General features: G+C 71.5%; 23 protein-coding genes. 15 read left to right on the top strand and 8 right to left on the bottom strand.

The features are described 5' to 3' along the window. Nucleotides 1–82: 82 nt before the first annotated feature. Nucleotides 83–1,042, bottom strand: coding sequence for an SCO1860 family LAETG-anchored protein (locus tag ACIQU3_RS23395; protein WP_403927563.1), 960 nt, complete (start codon nt 1,040–1,042; stop codon nt 83–85). Nucleotides 1,043–1,199: 157 nt separating this feature from the next. Continuing rightward, nucleotides 1,200–2,291, bottom strand: a complete 1,092-nt coding sequence (locus ACIQU3_RS23400) for an amidohydrolase family protein (RefSeq protein WP_403730306.1) — start codon at nt 2,289–2,291, stop codon at nt 1,200–1,202. Between the two features lie 134 nt (nt 2,292–2,425). Here ACIQU3_RS23400 and ACIQU3_RS23405 point away from each other — a divergent pair, with 134 nt between their 5' ends. From ACIQU3_RS23405 to thpD, 6 genes are all read left to right on the top strand, one after another. Continuing rightward, nucleotides 2,426–3,526, top strand: a complete 1,101-nt coding sequence (locus ACIQU3_RS23405; protein ID WP_403730303.1) for a pyridoxal-phosphate-dependent aminotransferase family protein — start codon at nt 2,426–2,428, stop codon at nt 3,524–3,526. Between the two features lie 57 nt (nt 3,527–3,583). After that, entirely contained in the window at nt 3,584–4,123 is a 540-nt protein-coding gene (locus ACIQU3_RS23410) for a DinB family protein (RefSeq protein WP_403730299.1), read from the top strand. 340 nt (nt 4,124–4,463) lie between these two features. Next, nucleotides 4,464–4,970, top strand: coding sequence for a diaminobutyrate acetyltransferase (gene ectA, locus ACIQU3_RS23415; RefSeq protein ID WP_234849538.1), 507 nt, complete (start codon nt 4,464–4,466; stop codon nt 4,968–4,970). A 64-nt stretch (nt 4,971–5,034) separates the two neighbouring features. Continuing rightward, nucleotides 5,035–6,306: a diaminobutyrate--2-oxoglutarate transaminase gene (ectB, locus tag ACIQU3_RS23420; RefSeq protein WP_351641494.1), complete on the top strand. Its 1,272-nt coding sequence runs from the start codon at nt 5,035–5,037 to the stop codon at nt 6,304–6,306. A gap of 43 nt (nt 6,307–6,349) precedes the next feature. Further along, the gene (locus ACIQU3_RS23425) at nt 6,350–6,748 is read left to right on the top strand and encodes an ectoine synthase (RefSeq protein ID WP_003989364.1); all 399 of its coding nucleotides are present in this window, start codon (nt 6,350–6,352) and stop codon (nt 6,746–6,748) included. 7 nt (nt 6,749–6,755) lie between these two features. Next, entirely contained in the window at nt 6,756–7,670 is a 915-nt protein-coding gene (thpD, locus tag ACIQU3_RS23430; protein WP_385661021.1) for an ectoine hydroxylase, read from the top strand. 197 nt (nt 7,671–7,867) lie between these two features. On the opposite strand, the gene ACIQU3_RS23435 is transcribed toward thpD, so the two are convergent. The 5 genes from ACIQU3_RS23435 to ACIQU3_RS23455 form a co-directional block, all read right to left on the bottom strand. Next, entirely contained in the window at nt 7,868–8,920 is a 1,053-nt protein-coding gene (locus ACIQU3_RS23435; RefSeq protein WP_403730294.1) for an aminotransferase class V-fold PLP-dependent enzyme, read from the bottom strand. Between the two features lie 96 nt (nt 8,921–9,016). Continuing rightward, nucleotides 9,017–9,733, bottom strand: coding sequence for a DsbA family oxidoreductase (locus tag ACIQU3_RS23440; RefSeq protein WP_403927565.1), 717 nt, complete (start codon nt 9,731–9,733; stop codon nt 9,017–9,019). A 73-nt stretch (nt 9,734–9,806) separates the two neighbouring features. Beyond that, nucleotides 9,807–10,301 carry a GNAT family N-acetyltransferase gene (locus tag ACIQU3_RS23445; protein ID WP_403730264.1) on the bottom strand — a complete coding sequence of 165 codons (495 nt, stop codon included), beginning with the start codon at nt 10,299–10,301 and terminating at the stop codon, nt 9,807–9,809. A gap of 45 nt (nt 10,302–10,346) precedes the next feature. After that, nucleotides 10,347–10,955, bottom strand: coding sequence for a DUF1349 domain-containing protein (locus tag ACIQU3_RS23450; protein ID WP_403927568.1), 609 nt, complete (start codon nt 10,953–10,955; stop codon nt 10,347–10,349). A 130-nt stretch (nt 10,956–11,085) separates the two neighbouring features. Further along, nucleotides 11,086–12,615, bottom strand: coding sequence for an aldehyde dehydrogenase (NADP(+)) (locus ACIQU3_RS23455; RefSeq protein WP_403730258.1), 1,530 nt, complete (start codon nt 12,613–12,615; stop codon nt 11,086–11,088). 132 nt (nt 12,616–12,747) lie between these two features. Here ACIQU3_RS23455 and ACIQU3_RS23460 point away from each other — a divergent pair, with 132 nt between their 5' ends. The 6 genes from ACIQU3_RS23460 to ACIQU3_RS23485 all read left to right on the top strand — a co-directional run bounded on the left by ACIQU3_RS23460 (nt 12,748) and on the right by ACIQU3_RS23485 (nt 18,754). Then, nucleotides 12,748–13,521 carry an IclR family transcriptional regulator gene (locus tag ACIQU3_RS23460; RefSeq protein WP_031109054.1) on the top strand — a complete coding sequence of 258 codons (774 nt, stop codon included), beginning with the start codon at nt 12,748–12,750 and terminating at the stop codon, nt 13,519–13,521. Nucleotides 13,522–13,524: 3 nt separating this feature from the next. Then, nucleotides 13,525–13,998: a GNAT family N-acetyltransferase gene (locus tag ACIQU3_RS23465; protein ID WP_403730246.1), complete on the top strand. Its 474-nt coding sequence runs from the start codon at nt 13,525–13,527 to the stop codon at nt 13,996–13,998. 88 nt (nt 13,999–14,086) lie between these two features. Continuing rightward, on the top strand, nt 14,087–15,088 hold the full coding sequence (locus ACIQU3_RS23470) for a hypothetical protein (RefSeq protein ID WP_403927571.1): 1,002 nt from the start codon (nt 14,087–14,089) through the stop codon (nt 15,086–15,088). Continuing rightward, nucleotides 15,085–16,338: a sensor histidine kinase gene (locus ACIQU3_RS23475; protein ID WP_403730240.1), complete on the top strand. Its 1,254-nt coding sequence runs from the start codon at nt 15,085–15,087 to the stop codon at nt 16,336–16,338. Before ACIQU3_RS23470 ends, ACIQU3_RS23475 begins: the two co-directional genes overlap by 4 nt. 222 nt (nt 16,339–16,560) lie before the next feature. Further along, complete coding sequence (locus ACIQU3_RS23480; RefSeq protein ID WP_403730237.1) at nt 16,561–17,223, top strand: response regulator; 663 nt, start codon at nt 16,561–16,563, stop codon at nt 17,221–17,223. A 76-nt stretch (nt 17,224–17,299) separates the two neighbouring features. Beyond that, entirely contained in the window at nt 17,300–18,754 is a 1,455-nt protein-coding gene (locus tag ACIQU3_RS23485) for a peptidoglycan D,D-transpeptidase FtsI family protein (protein WP_403730507.1), read from the top strand. A gap of 93 nt (nt 18,755–18,847) precedes the next feature. Here the strand turns inward: ACIQU3_RS23485 and ACIQU3_RS23490 are convergent, their stop codons facing one another. Next, nucleotides 18,848–20,305: an NCS2 family permease gene (locus ACIQU3_RS23490; protein ID WP_403927574.1), complete on the bottom strand. Its 1,458-nt coding sequence runs from the start codon at nt 20,303–20,305 to the stop codon at nt 18,848–18,850. A gap of 269 nt (nt 20,306–20,574) precedes the next feature. On the opposite strand from ACIQU3_RS23490, the gene ACIQU3_RS23495 reads away from it, so the two are divergent. From ACIQU3_RS23495 to ACIQU3_RS23505, 3 genes are all read left to right on the top strand, one after another. Further along, complete coding sequence (locus ACIQU3_RS23495; protein ID WP_403730231.1) at nt 20,575–21,174, top strand: SigE family RNA polymerase sigma factor; 600 nt, start codon at nt 20,575–20,577, stop codon at nt 21,172–21,174. Further along, nucleotides 21,171–22,025 (top strand): hypothetical protein, encoded by an 855-nt coding sequence (locus ACIQU3_RS23500; RefSeq protein ID WP_403730228.1) that lies wholly within the window; start codon nt 21,171–21,173, stop codon nt 22,023–22,025. The genes ACIQU3_RS23495 and ACIQU3_RS23500 overlap by 4 nt, the downstream gene beginning before the upstream one ends. A gap of 84 nt (nt 22,026–22,109) precedes the next feature. Then, nucleotides 22,110–22,943, top strand: coding sequence for a pectate lyase (locus ACIQU3_RS23505; protein ID WP_403730225.1), 834 nt, complete (start codon nt 22,110–22,112; stop codon nt 22,941–22,943). Nucleotides 22,944–23,043: the final 100 nt, after the last annotated feature.

The raw sequence follows: 23,043 nt of genomic DNA on the forward strand, positions 1-23,043 counted from the left end.
CCCGCTCTTCGGTGGGCACCGGAGCAGGCCCCGAAGCCCGGGCTGCCGCCTCCTCGATGCCGTCGCCGCCCCCGCTGCCGGATCAGCTCCGGCGGCGGGCCCGCATCACCGCTCCCCCGCCTGCCACGAGCAGGGCGATCCCGCCGGCCACGAGGTACGGCGTCGTCGAGTCACCGCCGGTCTCGGCCAGGCTCTCCTCGGCGGGTGCGCCCTGCGGCTCGGCGCCGGCCGGCGGGGCGGGTGCTTCGGCCCGGGGCTGTACGGCGGCCGACGGGGCGGACGCCTCGGGCGAGGGCTGGGCGGCGGCCGCGGGCACGGTCGCGGGCGTGGGCGTCATGCAGGTCGCCTCGGCCAGGGTGACCGTGCCGTCGACCTCGGCGACGTTCAGCTTCAACGGGTTGATCGACACCTCGAGTTCGAGGGCGGTGGCGGCGGCCGAACGGGCCGTGGTGCGGGTGCTCGACAGCTCCAGGTGCACCTCGCCGACGTCCCGCACCGTGACGTCCGCCTCACCCTTGGCGGTGAGGTTCACGCGCTCGCCGAGGACGGTCACCCAGCCGGGCATCTCGGTGGTGGCGACCGGCTCCTCCCCGACCTCACAGGTGGCCTTCGACGCGACCTGCTCGACCTCGACCACCGCCGGCTGCGCCAGGCCGGGGACGTGGAGGCTGCCATGGACCAGGGTGGACTCGGCCTCCGCCGTCGTGGCGGTCGTCGTGGCCTTCGCGTGAGCCACCTCGGCGCGCAGCACGGTGAAGGGTTGGCCACCGTTCACCGCGTCCAGACGGGCCGTCAGCGTGGTCTCCTCGGCGCTCTCCGGGGCCTGGACGTCGTTGAGGGAGACGTCGAGCGGGACGTTCACCGACTCGTTCAGCAGGGAGACGTCCAGGTCGGTGCGCAGGGTGACCGCGCCTGCGCGGCCGGGGTCCGCGGCGTACGCCGGGCCCACGCCGGTCAGTGTCACGGGCCCGGCGGCCAGGGCCATGACCGTCGCGACGGTCGCCAGACGGCGTGCGGGCACACGGAGGAAAGTGCTGTTCACGGTGGAGGCTCCAGGAGAGACAGGCAGGTCTTGAAACATTTCGTCTCGCGGCGCCCGCACCGTTAGCGACCTGACGCCTCTTCACTCCAAGGTGGCAAGACCGTGAAGGTCCTTGACCACCGGCACGGCGCAGGTGTGCCCCCTTGTCCGCCTGCGGCTAGCCGACCACGCGCCCGTTCAGCACGACCCGGCGCGGTGAGGTGAGCACCCGTACGTCGGCCCGCGGGTCCTCGTCGTAGACGACGAGGTCGGCCGGGGCGCCCTCGTCCAGGCCGGGGCGGCCCAGCCAGGTGCGGGCCGTCCAGGTGCCCGCGGCGAGGGCCTGGACGGGCGGGATGCCGGCGGTGACGAGTTCGCCGACCTCCGCGGCGGCCAGTCCGTGGGCGAGGCTGCCGCCGGCGTCGGTGCCGACGAAGACGGGGATCCCGGCGTCATAGGCGTTGCGCACGGTGTCGTAGCGGCGTTCGTGGAGTCGGCGCATATGGGCCGACCAGCGGGGGAACTTGCTCTCGCCGCCGTCGGCGAGCTGCGGGAAGGTCGCGATGTTGACCAGGGTCGGGACGATGGCGACACCGTGCTGCGCGAACAGCGGGATGAGGTCCTCGGTGAGGCCGGTCGCGTGTTCGATGCAGTCGATGCCCGCCTCGACGAGGTCCTGGAGGGAGTCCTCCGAGAAGCAGTGCGCGGTCACGCGCGCACCCAGCCGGTGGGCTTCGGCGATCGCGGCCTCGACGGCTGCGCGGGGCCAGCAGGCAGAGAGGTCGCCGAGGTCGCGGTCGATCCAGTCGCCGACCAGCTTGACCCAGCCGTCGCCGCGGCGTGCCTCCTGGGCGACGTAGGCGACCAGGTCCTCCGGCTCGATCTCCCAGGCGTAGTTGCGGATGTAGCGGCGGGTGCGGGCGATGTGCCGCCCGGCGCGGATGATCCTGGGCAGGTCCTCGCGGTCGTCGATCCAGCGGGTGTCGGAGGGTGAGCCGGCGTCGCGGATGAGCAGGGTGCCCGCGTCCCGGTCCGTCAGGGCCTGCTTCTCGGCGACGTCCGCGGGGACCGGACCGTGCCGGTCGAGTCCGACGTGGCAGTGCGCGTCGACGAGTCCGGGCAGGGCCCAGCCGACGACCGTGCGGATGTCACGGGCGTCGGCGGGACGGTCGTAGGAGACGCGGCCGCCGACCACCCACAGCTCGTCCCGGACGTCCTCCGGTCCGACGAGCACCCGCCCCTTCACATGCAGCACCACCTGATCGCTCATGCACCGCACCTTAGTGAGCCGGGTGCGGCCGATCGACGGGGGCCGGGGTGCGCGGGACTCGCCGCGCGGCGGGCCGGGGGCCGCCGGTTACCCTCGATGCGGCCGAACCTGCTGTGAGTGAAGAGAGCATTGCCGTGACGCATCCGTTTCTGGACCTGGCCCCGCTCGGCGCGGACCGCTTCGCCGCGATCGAGGACCGCGTGGCGCGGCTGCTGGGCACCCGGCAGGACGTCGTGATCATGCAGGGCGAGGCGCTGCTGCCGCTGGAGGGCGCGATCCGTGCCGCGGCCGGCCCGGGCACCACGGCGCTGAACGTCATCACGGGGCCGTACGGCCAGACCTTCGGCGACTGGCTGCGGGACTGCGGGGCCACGGTGATCGACCTGGCGGTGCCCTTCCACACGGCGGTGACGGCCGAGCAGATCCGGCAGGCCTTCGCCGAGCACCCAGAGATCGGCTTCGTGTCCCTGGTGCACGCGGAGGCGGCGACCGGCAACACCAACCCGGTCGCGGAGATCGGCGAGGTCGTGCGGGCGCACGGGGCGCTGTTCTACCTGGACGCCGTGGCATCGATCGGGGCCGAGCCGGTGCTGCCGGACGCGTGGGGTGTGGACCTGTGCGTGATCGGGGCGCAGAAGGCGATGGGCGGTCCGGCGGGTGTCTCGGCGGTGTCGGTGAGCGAGCGGGCCTGGGCGCGGATGGCGGCCAACCCGAAGGCGCCGCGCCGGTCGTACCTGTCGCTCCTCGACTGGAAGGAGCGGTGGATCGACGGCGGCCGCAAGGCCCTGCTGCACGCGCCCGCGCAGCTGGAGATGCTGGCGCTGGAGGCCTGTGTGGAGCGGATCGAGGCGGCCGGGCTCGACACCGTGATGGCCCGGCACGCGGCCGCCGCGACGGCGACCCGGGCCGGGGCGGTGGCGCTCGGCGGCGGACTGGAGCCGTACGTGTACGAGGCGCGGGACGCGGCGCCGGTCGCCACGACGCTGCGGGCACCCTCCCAGGTGGTGGCGTCGGAGCTGGTCCGGCGGGCGCTGGAGGCGGATCCGGCGGTGCCGCTCGCGGCCGGCGGGGGTGCGCTGGGCAAGGAGATGATCCGGGTCAACCACTACGGCGCGGACGCGACTCCGGGTGCGGTGCGGGCGAGTCTGGCCGCACTGGGGGTGGCGCTCTCCGAGCAGGGGCTGCCGGTGGACGTGGAGGCGGCGCTGCGGGCCGTCGAGGAGGCGTGGCGGTAGCCGTCGGCTGGAGCGTACCGGGGCACCGATGTCGGTGCCCCGTGCCATGCTCCCCGTATGACTGCCGACACACCTGCTGACACCCCACCCGTCCTGCCCGACGGCCGCCCCGTCCCGCGCCTCACGGGTGACGAGCGGGCCATGCTCGAGAGCTGGCTGGACTTCCACCGGGCCACGCTGGAGCTGAAGTGTGCCGGGCTGGACGACGCCCAGGTGCGGATCGCGGCGGCCGAGCCGTCGTCGCTGACCCTGCTCGGGCTGGTGCAGCACCTCGCCGAGGTCGAGCGGAACTGGTTCCAGCGGGTGGCCGGCGGGCTCGCCGTACCGCCCGTGTTCGAGGACGCGACCGGCTACGCGCTGGATCCCGGGCGCGGTCTGGACGCGGCGCTCGGGATCTGGCGGCGGGAGATCGCACGGGGGCGGGAGCTGTGCGCCGGGCTGCCGCTGGACCACATCGGGCGGGTCGCCGAGGGGCCGGTGCCCGGCATGGAGGTCAGCCTGCGCTGGGTGCTGATCCACATGATCGAGGAGTACGCACGGCACAACGGTCACGCCGATCTCCTGCGGGAACGCATCGACGGAGTGACCGGGGCTTGAATTCCACGTGCTTTCCGCGACATCCCACATGTAAGCTGGCACACAATTAAGAAATTCCCTCAAGAAAAGCTTCCCGTATTCTTCTGCCCGCTTTTCCCGGTCCTAAACGCGCAGATTTTGAGGACACTCGGAGGGGGAATTCCGGCAGGTCCTGTGGGGCTTACATGGTTGTGACGCGTTACACATCCTGACCATTATGCCCGGTATTTCCGGGACAATATCGGGCAACTCTCCGCTTCGCCGTGCCCAGCCTCGCGCTCGCGCGATAACACATGCGTGGCTCATATGTAACCCCGATCGACGATGCAATTTTGAATTTCGCTGGGTAAGTTCAATTCGCATGACTGCCGTACAAGCAGATCCGCAAATCGACCGCCCCACGGTGGCTGACGGAGCCGCACTCTGGCGGATGGCGAAGGACTCGAAGGTTCTCGACCTGAACTCGTCCTACAGCTATCTGCTGTGGTGCCGGGACTTCGCCGCCACCACGGCCGTCGCCCGCGACGAGCAGGGCGAGCCGATGGGCTTCATCACCGGGTACGTGCGGCCGGACAGCCCGCACACCCTGTTGGTCTGGCAGGTGGCGGTGGACGAGGCCCACCGCGGGCGCGGACTGGCCGCCGCGCTGCTCGACGGCCTGGTCGCGCGGACCGCGGCCGAGCGCGGAGTGACCACGGTGGAGACCACCATCACCCCGGGCAACACCGCCTCGGAGCGCCTGTTCACGTCGTTCGCCGAGCGTCACGGCGCGCGGCTGGAGCGCGAGGTGCTGTTCGACACGGCCGTGTTCCCCGACGGGCCGCACGACCCCGAGGTGCTCTACCGCATCGGCCCGCTGCCCCACTGAGACTTCCCGCCCCACCCCACTCCCGTCCCACAGACTTCCCCCACGTACCGAGGAGCGATTCGTCGTGACCATCACCCAGCCCGACCTGAGCGTCTTCGAGACCGTCGAGTCCGAGGTGCGCAGCTACTGCCGCGGCTGGCCCACCGTCTTCGACCGTGCGGTGGGCAGCCGCATGTACGACGAGGACGGCCATGAGTACCTCGACTTCTTCGCCGGAGCCGGGTCGCTGAACTACGGGCACAACAACCCGGTCCTGAAACGCGCGCTGATCGACTACCTGGAGCGGGACGGCGTCACGCACGGGCTCGACATGTCGACCACGGCCAAGCGCACGTTCCTGGAGGCCTTCCAGAACCTGCTGCTGCGCCCGCGCGACCTGCCGTACAAGGTCATGTTCCCGGGCCCGACCGGCACCAACGCCGTGGAGGCCGCGCTGAAGCTGGCGCGCAAGGTGAAGGGACGCGAGTCGATCGTGTCCTTCACCAACGCCTTCCACGGCATGTCGCTGGGCTCGCTGGCCGTGACCGGCAACGCCTTCAAGCGGGCCGGCGCGGGCATCCCGCTGGTGCACGGCACGCCCATGCCGTTCGACAACTACTTCGACGGCACCGTCGAGGACTTCCTGTGGTTCGAGCGGCTGCTGGAGGACCAGGGTTCGGGCCTGAACAAGCCCGCGGCCGTGATCGTCGAGACGGTGCAGGGCGAGGGCGGCATCAACGTGGCCCGTCCCGAGTGGCTGCGTGCGCTGTCCGAGCTGTGCGAGCGGCAGGACATGCTGCTGATCGTCGACGACATCCAGATGGGCTGCGGCCGTACCGGCGCGTTCTTCTCCTTCGAGGAGGCGGGCATCACGCCGGACATCGTCACCGTCTCCAAGTCGATCAGCGGCTACGGCCTGCCCATGTCTCTGTGCCTGTTCAAGCCCGAGCTCGACGTCTGGGAGCCGGGCGAGCACAACGGCACGTTCCGCGGCAACAACCCGGCGTTCGTCACCGCCACCGCGACCCTGGAGACCTACTGGGCCGACGGTTCCGCGATGGAGAAGCAGACCCGCAAGCGCGGCGAGCAGGTCGAGCAGGCGCTGATCTCCATCACCGAGGAGAACCTGGCCGACGTGAAGGAGTACCGCGGCCGCGGCCTGGTGTGGGGCATGGAGTTCCACGACAAGGCCCGCGCCGGCAAGGTCGCCAAGCGCGCCTTCGAGCTCGGGCTGCTCATCGAGACGTCCGGCCCGGAGAGCGAGGTCGTGAAGCTGCTCCCGGCGCTCACCATCACGCCCGAGGAGCTGGACGAGGGTCTGAGCACCCTGGCCCGTGCCGTCCGCGAGACCGCCTGACACCGAACCAGAGCATCATTCACCTAGGAGGCATCGCAGCACCGTGATTGTCCGTTCGTTCAAGGAGATCGAAGGTACCGACCGGCACGTGAAGGCGGCGTCCGGTACGTGGGAGAGCAAGCGCATCGTCCTCGCCAAGGAGAAGGTCGGCTTCTCCCTGCACGAGACGGTCCTCTACGCGGGTACGGAGACGTCGATGTGGTACGCGAACCACATCGAGGCCGTCGTCTGCACGGAGGGCGAGGCCGAGCTGACCGACCACGAGACCGGGCTGACCCACACGATCACGCCCGGCACGATGTACCTCCTGGACGGGCACGAGAGGCACACGCTGCGGGTCAAGCAGGACTTCCGCTGCCTCTGCGTGTTCAACCCGCCTGTGACCGGACGGGAGGACCACGACGAGAACGGCGTCTACCCGCTGCTCACCGAGGAGGTGTGACGTTTCCATGACCGCCACCACCGACACGACCACCACCGCCGGAATCCCCGACCTCTACCCCACCCGCGGTGCCACCGAGGTGCCCACCCCGCGGCAGGACCCGGTCGTCTGGGGCGCGCCCGACGCGCCCGGGCCGATCGTGCCCGGCGACCTGCTGTCCTTCGAGCGCGACGGCTTCCTCGCCATCGATCAGCTGATCACGGACGACGAGGTCGCCGTCTACCGCAACGAGTTGAACCGGCTGGTCAACGACCCGGACATTCGGGCAGACGAACGGTCGATCGTCGAGCCGCAGTCCAAGGAGATCCGCTCGGTCTTCGAGGTGCACAGGATCAGTGAGGTGTTCGCCAAGCTGGTCAGTGACGAGCGGGTCGTCGGCCGGGCTCGGCAGATCCTCGGCTCGGACGTCTACGTCCACCAGTCCCGGATCAACGTCAAGCCGGGGTTCGGTGCCAGTGGTTTCTACTGGCACTCGGACTTCGAGACGTGGCACGCGGAGGACGGTCTGCCGCGGATGCGCACGGTGTCGGTCTCGATCGCGCTGACCGAGAACTACGACACCAACGGCGGGCTCATGATCATGCCGGGGTCGCACAAGACGTTCCTCGGGTGCGCGGGTGAGACGCCGAAGGACAACTACAAGAAGTCGCTGCAGATGCAGGACGCGGGCACGCCGTCGGACGAGGCGCTGACGCAGATGGCCACGCAGCACGGCATCAGGCTGTTCACCGGCAAGGCCGGGTCGGCGACCTGGTTCGACTGCAACGCAATGCACGGTTCCGGCGACAACATCACGCCGTTCCCGCGCAGCAACGTGTTCATCGTGTTCAACAGCGTGGAGAACACGGCGGTGGAACCCTTCGCGGCCCCGATCCGCCGTCCGGAGTTCATCGGGGCGCGGGACTTCACGCCGGTCCGGTGAGCCCGCTCGGCCGGGGGTCCGGGGGTCGCCCCCCGGGAAGACACCGCATCGGGGCGCGGGACTTCACGCCGGTGAAGGGACGGGGGTCAGCGGTGACCTGACCGCTCAGGTGACCGTCGTCACCGGTGGGACAACCGTGTGACAGAACTGCCGGGTGGGGCCTCCTCGTGTGGGACGGGAGGCCCCACCCGGTTCTGTCATGCCGCGAGCGCGTCCAGGAGCCGGTCCACGTTCGCGGGCGTGTTGTAGAGGTGGAACGCGGCCCGCAGGTTCCCGGCCCGGTCGGACACCTCGATGCCCGACCGGCTCAGTTCGCCCTGCCGGTGGCCGAGTCCCGGCACCGACACGATCGCCGAGCCCGGCGCCGCCACCGGCTCGTGCCCCAGCCGGGCGAGCCCGGTACGGAAGCGGTCCGCGAGACCGACGTCGTGGGCGTGTACGACGTCGACCCCGATCTCCTCCAGCAGTTGCAGGGACGCGCGCAGTCCCGCGTAGGTGAACAGGGCGGGGCTGATGTCGAACCGCCGTGCGGAGTGGGCGAGTTCCTCGACGGGGCCGTAGCAGCTGTCCCAGGGGCGTTCGCCGGCGACCCAGCCCGCGAGCAGCGGCGTGAGCCCGCCGAAGTCCGGCGGGGCGACGAAGAAGGCAGCCCCGTGCGGGCCCATGAGCCACTTGAATCCTACGGCGGCGAGGAAGTCGTCGGCGTCGGCCTCCATCGGCAGCCAGCCGGCCGACTGGGAGGCGTCGACGTAGGTGCGGGCGCCGTGCGTCCGGGCCGCCTCGCGTACGGCGGGCAGGTCGGCGAGACGGCCGTCGGCGGACTGCGCGGCGCTGACCGCGACGAGCGCGGTGCCGGGACGGACGGACTCGGCGAGCCGCTCCAGGGGCACGGCGCGCACCTTGAGGTCGCCGCGCGCGTGGAACGGGTTCACCAGCGACGAGAAGTCGGCCTCCGCCGTGAGGACTTCGGCGCCGGCGGGCAGCGAGGCGGCGATCAGCCCGCCGTACTCGGCGACCGACGCGCCCGTCGCGACCCGCTCGGCCGGAACGCCGGCCAGCCGGGCGAAGGACGCCCGGGCGGCCTCCACCTCCTCGTACAGGGGACCCAGGGGCGTGCCCTCGGCACGCATCCGCACCGCCTGCTGTACGGCACTGACGGTACGGGCGGGCAGCAGCCCGTTGCTCGCGGTGTTGAGGTAGGTGTGCTTCGGGGTGAACTCGGCACGGACGAGGTTCTCGAAGGTCTCCATGGGACCACTCTGCGTCCCCGGGATCTCCCCGTCCATTGCCGATTTCTGCGTGATGCCGCTAAGGAGCGCTTATGGGTGGGCTCCGACCTGGGCGTTTCAGTGCTGGGGCACGGCACAGCCGTCCGGGCCGCAGGCGTCCGCGTCCGCGCCGCCGTCGACGATCCGCAGGGCCGGGCGCTCGCCGTACGCCTGGGCCAGGGCCTGGGCGAAGACCTCGGCGGGCTGGGCGCCGGAGACGCCGTACTTCCGGTCGAGCACGAAGAACGGCACGCCGTTCGCCCCGAGCTGCGCGGCCTCGCGCTCGTCGGCGCGGACCTCGGCGGCGTACGCGTCCGGGTCGGCGAGCACGGTGCGCACGGCCTCGGCGTCCAGCCCGGCGGCCGTGGCGAGCTCCACCAGCCGCTCGTCGTCGTCGAAGACGGAGCGCTCCTCGGCGAAGTTGGCCCGGTAGAGCCCGTCGAGCAGCTGGTCCTGGCGTCCCTGTTCCTTGGCGAAGTGCAGCAGGCGGTGCATGTCGAAGGTGCTGCCGTGGTCGCGGCCGCGGGTGCGGTAGGCGAGTCCCTCGGCGGCGGCCTGGGCCCCGAGGTTGTCTTCCCCGGCCTCGGCCTGTGCGGCGCTCATCCCGTACTTCTTGGTGAGCATCGTGATCACGGGCTGGATGTCGTCCTTGGCGCGGCCCGGGTCCAGCTCGAAGGAGCGGTGCACCACCTCGACGTCGTCGCGGTGCGGGAAGTCCCGCAGCGCCTTCTCGAAGCGGGCCTTGCCCACGTAGCACCAGGGGCAGGCGATGTCGCTCCAGATCTCGACGCGCATGTCTCGGCTCTCTCCAGGTCGTACGGTACGGAGACTCCCTCCGCCGAGTGGATGAACGTTCAAGCAGCGGGCTTCATTCCCCGCGCAGGGCGAACCGCATCCGCAGGTGGTGGTCTCCCGGTCCGGCCGGTTCCGGGACCCAGCCCTGCCGCCGGTAGAACCCCTGCGCCCGCCGGTTGTCGACGTGCACGTCGAGAACGGCCGTCCGCCTGCCGTCGCCCCGCCACTCCTCGATGCAGGCGGCGTGCAGCGCGGTGCCGACACCGCGGCGCCAGTGACCGGGGTCGACGTGGAACTGGAGCAGCTTCACCTCGTCCGCCGGGGCGCCCTCGGGCCGGCGGAAGGAGGCCAGGCCGACCATGCGCCCGGCCTCCACGACGCACAGCACCCGCCCGTCCGGCCGGGTGAGGGCGCCGCGCCAGGCCTCCGTCCAGTCGGTGCCGTCCTGGGGCACCCCGTCGGGGTAGTACGTCGCCCGGGCCCGGGCGTGCAGCGCGACGACGTCCGCCAGCTCGGCGGGCAGGACGGTACGGATCACACGGCCTGGGGGCATTCGGTCCTGGATCATGGAACCGAGGACGTGGCCGTGCCCGGGACGGTTCCGGGCGCGGCCTCAGCTGCCGTCCCTGAGGTCGTCCGGCCAGGACGGCCTGAACTCGATGTGGTCGTAGGTCACCACGCAGCCCTCCCCCATCGGGGACTGGGTCATGAAGCCGACCAGGGCCGCACCGCTCTCCTTCTCGCCGGAGAGGGTGAACAGGCGCACGAAGGTCCAGCGTTCGCCGTCGCGGGAGGCGTGGAAGGCGAAGGCACGGCCGGTGCGGCTCACCCGGAGCCAGACGGAACTGCCGTCCACGGTGAAGGAGTTGGCGTCGTCGGAGTGCCCCCGGGTGACCACCGTGCAGACGGTGGGGACGTCCGGGGAGTACTCCAGGCAGAGCTTGGCCCAGGCCCGCTCCCCCACGTGGACGTAGAGCACCCCGGCGTCGAAGGCCGCGCCGAACCCGACGGTGACCTTGGCGATCAGCTGGAAGTCCCCTTCGGGCGCCCCGAGCAGCCGGGGCGCGTCCGTAGCGGGGTCCAGGCCCTCCCCGGTGGGCGGAACGAACCGATCCTGCCGCGCCCCGGCCCACCCGGTGAGCACACCGTCCTCGTGGGACCAATGACCGTCGGGCCCGTAGGTGCGCAGGCCGAAGGGGAGTTCGGGAAGTATCAGATCCATTCGGCCAAGTCTTTCAGCTCCGCCCCCTCAGGGACGCGGGACCGTGTCAATTTGCGGCACCGCTGCGTGGGCGCGATCAGCCCGGATGGGCCCGCAGCCCGCAGCCCGCAGTCCACCCACCCCCACGGCGCTAACGCTCCAAACGCCCGTTGAACCTACGAGGCAGCCCCAGCGGGTTCTCGTCCCGCAACTCCTCCGGCAGCAGCGCCTCGGGGGCGTTCTGATACGCAACAGGCCGCATCCACCGCTCGATCGCCGTACCGCCCACCGACGTGGACGTCGAGGTCGTCGCCGGGTACGGACCACCGTGGTGCTGGGCAGGAGCGACGGCGACACCCGTCGGCCAGCCGTTGACCAGCACGCGCCCGGCCAGCGGTGTCAGCTCCGCGAGGATCTCGGCGCCGCGGCCCTGCCCGGCGGCTTCCTCCTCGGACAGCTGCACCGTCGCCGTCAGGTTGCCCGGCAGCCGCGACAGCACGGCCTTGACCTCGCCCTCGTCCTCGTAGCGGGCCACCACGGTGACCGGCCCGAAGCACTCCTCCAGGAGCAGGTCGTGCTCGCCCTCCGCGGCCAGCCTGCTCGCCGGCACCGTGAGGAAGCCCGCGCTGACGGTGTGCTCGCCGCCCGCGCCCGGGGTGACCGGGGAGCCGACGTCGGGCAGCCCGGCCCGCTCGGCGACACCGGCCACGAAGTTGTCGCGCATGCGGTGGTCGAGCAGGACCCCGGCGTCGGTGTCGCTGACGGCGTCGGTCAGGGACTTCAGCAGGGCGTCGCCCGCTGCTCCGGCCGGCGCCAGGACCAGGCCCGGCTTCACGCAGAACTGGCCGACGCCCAGGGTCATGGAGCCGGCGAGACCGGCACCGATCGCCTCGGCCCGCTCGGCCGCCGCGGCCTCGGTGACGACGACCGGGTTCAGGGAGCCCAGCTCGCCGTGGAAGGGGATCGGGACGGGGCGGGCCGCCGCCGCGTCGAAGAGCGCCCGGCCGCCGCGCACGGAGCCGGTGAAGCCGGCCGCGGCGACCAGCGGGTGCTTGATCAGCTCGACGCCCGCCTCGAAGCCGTGGACCAGGCCCACGACGCCCTCGGGGATGCCGTGCCGGGCGGCGGCGCGGCGCAGCACCTTGGCCACGTACTCGGACAGGGCCGGGTGGTCCGGGTGGGACTTGACGACGACGGGGCAGCCGGCCGCGAGGGCGCTCGCGGTGTCGCCGCCGGCGACCGAGAAGGCGAAGGGGAAGTTCGACGCGGAGTAGACGGCGACGACACCCAGCGGCACCTTGTAGCGGCGCAGGTCCGGGATCGGTGGGGTCGCGGTGTCGTCGGGGTGGTTGATGACGACGTCGAGGAAGGCACCCTCGTCGACGATGCCGGCGAAGGCGCGCAGCTGGTAGCAGGTGCGGGCGAGCTCGCCGGTCAGCCGGACCGGGCCGAGCGCGGTCTCGGCGTCGGCGGTCTCGACCAGCCCGTCCTTTGCCGCCTCCAGTTCCTCCGCGGCCGCGCGGAGGAAGGCCGAGCGAACCGTGCGGTCGGCGAGGGCCCCGCGGGCCTCGTGTGCGGCACGGACGGCGGCGTCCACCTCCTGGGCTGTGGCCTCCACCGCAACCTGTTCACGCTGCTTCCCGGTTCGGGGGTCGACACTCCAGACTGGTGCTGCTGCCACCGCGGGTCCCTCCACACATGTAATGCCGCAGTACTGGGTCATCCACCAGGCATGTTCGATATACTGAACGCTGTCTCTGATGATGAATATGCTGTGGAGACTATTTCCCGTCCAACGAAGGGGTCAAGGGCGATGTCGGCTGGCGAGACGGGCGGCGGGGCGCAGGTCAAGTCCGCGGTACGAACGGTTGAACTGCTCGAATACTTCGCCGGACGCCCCGGCATGCACAGCCTCGCGGCGGTCCAGGAGGCCGTCGGATATCCCAAGTCCAGCCTCTACATGCTGCTGCGCACCCTGGTCGAACTGGGCTGGGTGGAGACGGACGCGACGGGCACGCGCTACGGCATCGGGGTGCGGGCGCTGCTCGTGGGCACGTCGTACATCGACGGTGACGAGGTCGTCGCCGCGGCCCGCCCGACGCTGGACCGGCTCTCGGACGACACGACCGAGACGATCCACCTCGCCCGCCTCGACGGCACGAACGTCGTCTACCTCGCCACCCGCCAGTCACAGCACTACCTGCGCCCCTTCACCCGGGTCGGCCGCCGGCTGCCCGCGCACTCGACGTCCCTCGGCAAGGCCCTGCTGAGCACGTACTCCGACGAGCAGGTCCGCAAGATGCTCCCCGAGACGCTGCCCGCGCTGACCGAGCACACCATCACCGACCGGGAGAAGCTCATCGAGGAGCTGCGCCAGGTGCGCGAGCAGGGCTTCGCCGTGGACCGCGAGGAGAACACCCTGGGGCTGCGCTGCTTCGGCGTGGCGATCCCGTACCGCACGCCGGCGCGGGACGCGATCAGCTGCTCGGTGCCGGTGGCCCGCCTGACCCCGGCGCACGAGCAGCTCGTGAAGGACGCGCTCTTCGACGCACGGGACCGGCTGACACTGGCCACCCGTAGGCTCTGAGGCATGAATGTCGAGCTGCGCCAGGTCCACGACAGCGATCTGCCGGTCTTCTTCCGGCAGATGAACGACCCCGAGTCCCTGAGCATGGCGGCCTTCACCCCGGAGGATCCCACCGACCGGGCCGCCTTCGACACCCGCTGGTCCCGGATGCGCTCCTCGCCCGACGTCGTCGTGCGTACGGTGCTGGCCGACGGGGACGTGGTCGGCAGCGCGGGGGTGTACGGGGTGCCGGGCGAGCGCGAGGTGACGTACTGGGTCGATCGCGCGTACTGGGGCAAGGGCATTGCCACGCAGGCGCTGCGGGCGCTGCTCGCCGAGGTGCCCGAACGCCCGCTGTACGCCCGGGCGGCGTCGGACAACACGGGGTCGCTGCGCGTGCTGGAGAAGTGCGGCTTCCGGGTGACGGCGGCGGCCCGCGGGTACGCCCAGGCCCGGGGCGCCGAGATCGACGAGACGGTGCTCATCCTGGAGGGCTGAGGCGCCGAGGGCCTCTCCCCCGCCCGGCGGAGGCGGATCGTCGCCGGGCAGGAGGTGGCGGCGGGCCTGCGCGCGGGAGCCTGATCGCATGACGCAGTCGCTCGCTCCCGCCGTCCGCCCCACCGCCGGTCCCGGCCGCGCCCGGCGGATCCTCCGTGCCGTCGCCGTCGCCTCCTGTGTGCCGTACCTCGCCCTCAAAGCCGCGTGGGTCGCCGGGAGTCACGTCGGGATACCCGAGGGCAGCCCGTTGCTCGACGACCGTCTCACCATCGCCGTGATCAACGGCCTCTCGATCCTGCTGGACAGCGCGGTCATCGTGCTGGCGCTGGTACTGACCCGGCCATGGGGGCTGAAGGTGCCCGCGTGGCTGCTCGCGTTCCCCATGTGGGTCGCGACCGGGCTGCTCGCGCCCGTCATGGCCGGGTTCCCGGCGCAGCTGGTGGTGCGGGCGTCGGGGCGGGGCGGCGCCTCGTCGGCGGGCCGGGAGGCCTTCCTGGACGAGTGGGTGTTCACCGTCGTGTACACGGGGTTCATCGCGCAGGGTCTCGCCCTCGGCGGGCTCTTCGTGCTCTACGCGCGCGACCGCTGGGGGCGGTTGTGGCGCGGGCGGGTGTGGGACCTTCCCGTCGGCTTCACCGGGCCGGCCCACCGGTTTCTCGCCGGGGCCGCGGCCGTGCTCGCCCTGCCGCCGCTCACGCTCCACTCCCTGTGGGCCTGCGGCGTCCCCACCGGGCTCAGTACGGGCCGGGCCGCGGACCGGGGCGGTGAGTTCTACGTGCTGGAGGCCCTGTTCGTCGTGTTCCTGCTCGCGGCGGTCTGCGGTGCGGTGCTGCTGGCCTTCCGGCGCGGCCGGGCCCTGCCCGTGGCGGTGCCGCTCTCGCTCGCCTGGGTCGGTTCGGGAGCCGTGGCCTGCTGGGGCGGCTGGCTGTCGCTGGCCTCCCTCGGCGGTCCGGCGGACCTCGCCGACCGCGCCACACCGCTGATGAACCTCGCCTACTCTGGCCAGATGCTCGTCGGCCTCCTGGTCGCCGCCATCGGCGCCTACCACTTCGCGGAGCGCTCGGCCGGGGCCGTGCGGCGGGCGGCGTGAGCGGAGTCGCCCGGCTGCTGTTCGGCCGACGGGCGCGCCTGCGCTGGATCCATCTGATCCTCGGCGGTGCGCTGGCCATGCCGTACGTCCTGGTCGGCTCCGTGGTCATCGGCCCGGCCACCGGATCCACCGACGTCTTCGGCTCCTTCCCCCTGCAACTCGCCTCGTTCGGCCTGGGTCTGCCGCTCGCGGCCGTCACCTCGCTGTTCCCGCTGACCCGGCCGCTGGAGTCGGCCGCCGTGCGCTGGCTGTGCGGTGTGGACGCGGACCGGCTCGCCTCCGGCCCGGCGCGCACGCGAGGCGAGAAGGGCCGTACGGCCGCGTGGTTCACGCTGCATCTGGGGTTCGGCGGGATCATCGCGGGGATGTCGCTGGCGCTGCCGCCGTTCGCCGTCACGCTGATCGTGCTGCCGGTCCTCGTGGGGGTGCGCGGCGACCGTCTCGGGCTGCCCGAAGTCTTCGGCCATTCCTGGGTGTTGGCGCTCGCCCCGGTCGCGGGGGCGGTCTCGCTCGTGGCCCTCGCCGGCTGCGCGGCCGGTTGCGGTGCGCTGCTGGCCCGCTGGGCGCCCGTGCTGCTCGGCCCCACGCCCCGGGAGCGGCTCGCCGCCGCCGAGGCCCGCGCGGCCGACCTGGCCGTGCGCAACCGGCTGGCGCGGGAGCTGCACGACTCCGTCGGCCACGCCCTGAGCGCGGTCACGCTCCAGGCGAGCGCGGCCCGCCGGGTCCTCGACTCCGACCCGGATTTCGTCCGGGAGGCCCTCGCCGCGATCGAGGACACGACCCGGCGAACGGTCGGTGAACTCGACGCCGTGCTCGGTGTGCTGCGCGAGGGCGACGCCCCCGGCACGGCCCCGGGGCCGACCCTCGCCGCCGACCTCGACGGACTGCTGCGTCGCACCCGGGCGGGGGGACAGCGGGTGAGTGCCACCGTGGACGCCGATCCTCGGGCGCTGCCGCCGCTGCTGTCCCGTGAGGCCTACCGCATCGTGCAGGAGGGGCTGAGCAACGCCCTCAAGCACGCCGGTGAGCGGGCCGCCGTCCAGGTGCGGATCGTGGTGGCGGAGGGGGAGCTGGAGATCACCGTGGAGAACCCGGTGACCGGCGCCGCCCCGTCCCGCACCGGCGGGGGCCACGGCCTGCGGGGCATCGCGGACCGGGCGAGGCTGCTGGGCGGCACGGCGACGGCCGGAGCGACCGCGGCACAGACCTGGCGGCTGCACGCACGCCTGCCGATGAGGGGGCCCGTATGAGAGGGGCCACATGAGAAGGACCGCACCCGGGGGACCCGCACGACCCGTCCCGCGGGAGAGGGATCGCGCGGGAGGATCCGCAGGTGAGGACCGCACGACAGGGACCCGCACGACCCGTCCCGCACGAGAGAGACCGCACGAGAGGGACCCGCACGACCCGTCCCGCGGGAGAGACCTCGCGTGAGCGAACCCGTATGAGCGAACCCGTATGAGAGGCGCCGAATGACCCGCCCGGACCCGATCCGTGTCGTCCTCGCCGACGACGAGCGCATGGTGCGATCCGCGCTGCGCGCCATCCTCTCCGCCGAGCCGGACCTGGAGGTCGCGGGCGAGGCCGCCACCGGTGCCGAGGCGGTGGCGGTCGTGCGGGAGCTGCGGCCGGACGTCGTCCTCATGGACGTCCGGATGCCGGAGACCGACGGGATCCGCGCCACCGAGCAGATCCTCGCCACGATGGACGAGCCGCCCAGGATCGTCGTCGTGACGACCTTCGAGAACGACTCCTATGTGTACGACGCGCTGCGCGCCGGAGCCGCCGGGTTCCTGCTGAAACGGGCGGACGCCGACGCGCTGGTGCAGGCGGTCCGGCTGGTCGCGCGCAGCGACAGCCTGCTGTTCCCGGCGGCCGTGCGCACCCTCGCCACCGAGCACGCCCGGGCGCACCCGGCACCGCCGGCGTGGGTGGCGAAGCTCACGGGACGCGAGGGACAGGTGCTGCGGCACATGGCGCGGGGCCTGACCAACGCGGAGATCGCCCGGCGGATGGAGGTCGGCCCGGCCACAGTGAAATCCCACGTCGCGGCGGTCCTGGCCAAGACCGCCACCCGGGACCGGACCCAGGCGGTGATCGCCGCGTACGAAGCGGGCTTTCTGAACGGCGGATGAGAAAACCGTCCCTCAGGATGAGAAACCGGGACGGACGGGAACGATCCGCCCGGCGTGGCTCGTCCTCCTGTTCGGAATGAACAAGACGATCAGGCGCGCTTCGGTCTTCTCGCTGCTCCTGGTGTTGGCTCTGCTGGTCAGGGCGACCTGGGTGCAGTTCTACGAGGGCCGGGCGCTGGCAGACGACAAGGACAACCGGCGGAACGCGATCGAGACGTACTCGGCGCCGCTCGGAAACATCATCGTGGGCGGCCGGTCGGTCACCGGCTCGGCGCCGACGAAGACGGGCGACCTGAAGTACAAGCGGACGTACACGGACGGCCCGCTCTACGCGGCGGTGACGGGTTACGCGTCGCAGGCGTACGCCCCGACTCAGCTGGAGGGCATCTACACCGATCTGCTCAACGGCACGGACAGCCGGCTCAAGTCCGTGCTGGACACGCTCACCAACCAGCGGGCCGAACCGGGCAACGTGGTCACGACCGTCGACCCGGACGTGCAGAAGGCGGCCTACGACGCGCTCGGCGACAAGAAGGGCGGGGCCGTCGCCATCGACCCGAAGACCGGCAAGATCCTCGCGGCCGTGTCGACGCCGTCGTACGACCCGTCCTCGCTGACCGACGCCAACACCGCGGGATCGGCCTGGCAGAAGCTCACCACCGACCCGGAGAAGCCGCTGGTCAACCGCGCGCTGCGGCAGCCGCTGCCGCCCGGCTCGACGTTCAAGCTGGTGGTGGCGGCGGCCGCGCTGGAGGACGGGCTGTACTCGTCGGTGGACGTCAGGACGGACAGCCCCGACCCGTACACGCTGCCGGGCACCAGCCGGGACCTGACGAACGAGAACCCCAACGCGCCCTGCACGAACGCGACCATCCGTACGGCGCTGGAGTACTCGTGCAACAACGTCTTCGCCAAGATGGCCGTGAAGCTGGGCCAGGACAAGGTGAAGGCGATGGCGGAGAAGTTCGGCTTCAACGACGACAAACTGGACGTGCCGGTCCGGGCCTACACGAGCGTGTACCCGTCGGACATGTACCCCTCGCAGACGGCCCTGACGGGCATCGGCCAGTTCGACGTCACGGCCACACCGCTGCAGATGGCCATGGTCTCGGCGGCCATTGCCAACGGCGGCAAGCTGGTGTCGCCGCACCTGGTCTCGCAGATCACCGACAGCGGTGGCGATGTGCTGGAGGACTACGACGACGCCGGTTCGAAGGAGATCGTCAGCTCCTCGACCGCCGAGCAGTTGCAGTCGGCGATGCAGACGGTCGTCAGCAAGGGCACGGGCACGAACGCGCAGGTCCCGGGCGCGACCGTGGGCGGCAAGACGGGTACGGCCCAGCACGGCGAGAACAACAGCCAGGTGCCGTACGCCTGGTTCACCTCGTACGGCAAGTCCGACTCCTCGGGCAAGGAGGTCGCCGTGGCGGTGGTCGTGGAGCAGTCGAACGCGGCCCGCTCGGAGGTCAGTGGCAACGGGCTCGCGGCTCCGGTCGCCAAGGCGATGATGCAAGCGGCGCTCAAGGACTGAACCTCGGCCGCCGATACGCCGTCTGTACGGACGAGACGGGCCGCCCCCTTCCCCCCGGGGGCGGCCCGTCCTCGTGTCAGCGCGCGTCCGGCGTCACTTCGCGCCCAGGAGCTGCTCGATCGGGTCGATCGCGAAGTACACGAGGAACAGCGCCGAGGTCCCCCACAGCAGCCAGTGCACCTCCTTGGCCTTGCCGAGCACGGTCTTGATGACGACGTAGGCGAGGAAGCCGGCGCCGATGCCGTTGGTGATGGAGTAGGTGAACGGCATCACGGCGATGGTGAGGAACGCCGGTATGGCGACGTCGTAGCGGTCCCAGTCGATGTGCTTGACCTGGGTCATCATCAGGAAGCCGACGGCGATCAGGGCCGGGGCGGCCGCCTGGAGCGGGACGATGGTGAGCAGCGGGGTGAGGAACAGCGCGAGGCCGAACAGGCCGCCGGTGACGAGGTTGGAGAAGCCGGTGCGCGAGCCCTCTCCGACACCGGCGGCGGACTCGATGTAGGAGGTCGCCGAGGAGGCGGAGGCCGCACCGCCGGCGACCGCGGCCGCACCGTCGATGAGCAGCACCCGGCCGAGGTTCGGGACCTTGCCGTCCTCGTCGAGCAGGCCGGCCTCGGCGCTGATGCCGACGACCGTGCCCATGGTGTCGAAGAAGTCGGACAGGATCAGCGTGAAGATCAGCAGGACGACGGTGACGACGCCGACGCCGGGGGCGCCGAAGGCACCGAACAGGTCGAAGTCGCCGATGAGCCCGAAGTCGGGGGCGTCGACGAGCCGGTCCGGCCAGGCGGGCGTGGTCAGGCCCCAGGACTTGATGTCGGCGGCGGAGTCGATGACCACCGCCAGCGCGGTCATGGTGACGATGCTGATCAGGATGGCGCCCTTGACCTTGCGGGCGAGCAGCCCGATCGTCAGCAGCACGCCGAGGCAGAAGACCAGCATCGGCCAGCCGGCGAGGGTGCCCGTGCCGCCGAGCTGAACGGGCACGGTGGTGTTCGCGGCGTCCGGGATGCGGCTGACGAACCCGGCGTCGACGAAGCCGATGAAGGCGATGAACAGGCCGATGCCGACGCTGATCGCCTGCTTGAGCGGCTGGGGTATCGCGTGCATGACGGCCTCGCGCAGGCCGGTCACCACCAGCACGCAGATCAGCAGGCCTTCGAGGACGATCAGGCCCATGGCGTCGTCCCAGCTCATCAGCGGGGCGATCTGGAAGGCGACCACGGCGTTCAGACCGAGTCCGGCGGCGAGCGCGAGGGGCAGGTTGCCGCCGACGCCCATGACGATCGTCATGACGGCGGCCACCAGGGCGGTGGCGGTGGTGAGTTGGACGGCGTCCAGCTGGTGCCCGAACTTGTCCTTCGCGCTGCCCAGAATGATGGGATTCAGGACAAGGATGTAGGCCATCGTGAAGAACGTGGCGAAGCCGCCGCGGATCTCCCGGCCGAAGGTGGAGCCTCGCTCGGAGATCTTGAAGAACCGGTCGACGCTGTTCGTCCGGGGTTCGTCCGCGGGGGGCCGGTCGGTGACCTGCTGCGGTTCTGACATGGCGCGTGCTCCTCGGTGCCTGGGTGATCGGTGTGCGGATGCTGGCCGGATTGTGCCCGTGCTGAACCCCGTTCAGGTTTTCTCCGTGTTACGGAATCAGAGTCCGGCCCGCCATACGTCGTTCGAGGCTCTGTACGAACTGTTCGACGATCGCTGCTACGCTTCCCGATCTCGTCCGGGCCTCCCCCGGATGGGCACATGTCATCTACATGACAGTCACAGGGTGCGCCGGCCGGGAGCGCCCGTAGCCGCTGGAGGAGAGGTCGCCCGTGGGCACGGTCGTCGACGACACCGCCTCCGTGGAGTTCCATGCCTTCTTCGAGCGCCACTACGCCGAACTCTCCCGCCTGGCCCACCTGCTGACCGGCGAGGCGGACACCGCGGACGACCTGGCCGCAGACGCGCTGCTGGCGCTGTGGCACCGCTGGGACCGGGTGCGCGCGGCCGACCATCCGGCGGCCTACGCGCGCGGTGTGGTCGCCAACCTGGCCCGTACCCGCATCCGCAGCGCGGTGCGCGAGCGGCGGCGCATCGCCCTGTTCTGGTCCCAGCGCGAGGAGAACACCGAGAACCCGGACGTCGCCGGTGTGGTCGACGTGCAGGAGGCGTTGCGCCGGCTGCCGTTCCGCAAGCGGGCCTGTGTGGTGCTGCGGCACGCGTTCGACCTGTCGGAGAAGGACACCGCGCTGGCGCTCGGCGTGTCGGTGGGTACGGTGAAGAGCCAGACCTCGAAGGGAATGGCCGAACTCCACCGGTTGCTGGGGACGCAGGGGGTGCCGCAGCGGATGCACGCGGCGCTGGGTGGTCCCCGCTGCTCGCCGGCTGTGGAGGGCGTGCGCACCGGAGAGGGCGGAGGGCGGGGCCGATGAGCATGCGGCGGGACGTGCACGAGGAGGTGCGCGCCCGGCTGCGCGAGGCGGCCGGGGCGCACGACCCCGACCGGGCGCGCATGCTGGCCCGGATCGAACGCGGCATGGCCGGTCCGGCCGTTTCCGCTCATCGGGCCGCGCGCCCACCGGTGTTCGGCTGGATGCGGGTGGCGGGCGCGACCGCCGCGGTCGCCGGTGTCCTCGCGGTGGGCGGCTACGCGGTGGCGTCCGCGGTGCAGGACGAGGCCGCCCCGCGGCAGCGTGACGTGGCGACGTCGCCGACGCCGACGCCCACGCCGTCCCCCGGGGCGACGAGGCGGGCCCCCGAGACGGCGCCGGTGCGGCCGACGCCGAGCCGGTCGCCCGAGCACCGCGCGTCCGGGCCCCCGCCGTCGAGGACGCCGAGCGCCCCGTCCGGCGAGCGGGCGCGCACCACCGTCGAGGACGGCCCGCTGTGGTCGGACGGCTCGGTCGACCCGCACAGCAACGACTTCTGGGCGCAGAGCGACATCACGCTCAAGACCCGTGAGCAACTGACCGCGTTGACCGTGCGGTTGCAGGTCGCCCAGACCGGCGGGGTCTCCCAGGCGGGCGCCTGGCGCTCCCTGCCGGAGAACGACTTCACCCTCACGGTCGCCGAGCGGGGCGGCTTCCTCGTCTACACCTGGACCCTCAAGGAGGGCCGCACGGTCCCCGCGGGCGAGTGGGTGTTCGCGGGCCAGTACGACCACGCTCGCGGCGGGCGTGACGCGGGCGCGGACACCTATGCCGTGACGGCCGCCGCAGGTGCCCGGCAGCTGTCGGTGGGCGGTGGCTTCGCCGCCGTGGACGACGACGGCGGCGACTCGTGAAAAATTCTCGAAGCGGCGGCAACCCTTTCCTCACCGGTGGCGACCCCTGTGCGCAAGAGCCACCCCCATCTGAGGAATCGGTACATGACTGCACCAGCAGAACAGCGCGTCCGCCATCGCCGCAGTGCCGCCAAGCGGCGGGCAGTGATCGCCGCGGTGTCCGCTCTCGGCATCACGGGTGCGGCGGTCGTCACCACGTCGATGCTGTCGACGGCGGGCGCGGCGTCCTCCTGGCCCACGGACAAGGGGAAGACCCCCGTCTCCAAGACCATCCCGGTCTCCGGCGTGCGCGACGGCGGGATGAAGATGTTCTACGGCACCGGCGCGCTCGGCGGCGGCAGCCAGGACGAGGGCCAGGACCCGCTCTTCGAGCTGGCCGACGGCGCGGTCCTGAAGAACGTCATCATCGGCACCCCCGCGGCGGACGGGGTGCACTGCAAGGGCAGTTGCACGCTGCAGAACGTGTGGTGGACGGACGTCGGCGAGGACGCCGCCAGCTTCAAGGGCAAGTCCTCGTCCGCGGTGTACAAGGTGATCGGCGGCGGGGCGAAGAACGCCGACGACAAGGTGCTGCAGTTCAACGGCGCCGGCACGCTGAACGTGTCGGGCTTCCAGGTACTGAACGCGGGCAAACTGATCCGCTCCTGCGGCAACTGCAAGACGCAGTACCAGCGCACGATCGTGCTCAGCGACATCGATGTGACCGCGCCGATGAACTCCATCGTCGGGGTGAACGCCAACTACGGCGACACGGCGACGCTGTCGAGGATCCGCATCCACGGCGACAGCAAGAAGAAGATCAAGACGTGTGTGCGCTTCGAGGGCAACAACACCGGCAAGGAGCCCAAGGAACTGACACCGCCCGGGCCGGACGGCAAGAGCTGCAGGTTCAAAACCTCCGACATCAACTACCAGTAGGGCCTCGGCCCCAGTGACTCCGGTCGGCCCTCGTCCCCCCTTGGGCCGACCGGAACCGCCGGGTGCCCGACCCCCCAGTCGGACACCCCGGCACCTCGGC

The sequence above is a fragment of the Streptomyces sp. NPDC101110 genome, from assembly GCF_044759525.1.
Taxonomy (GTDB): domain Bacteria; phylum Actinomycetota; class Actinomycetes; order Streptomycetales; family Streptomycetaceae; genus Streptomyces.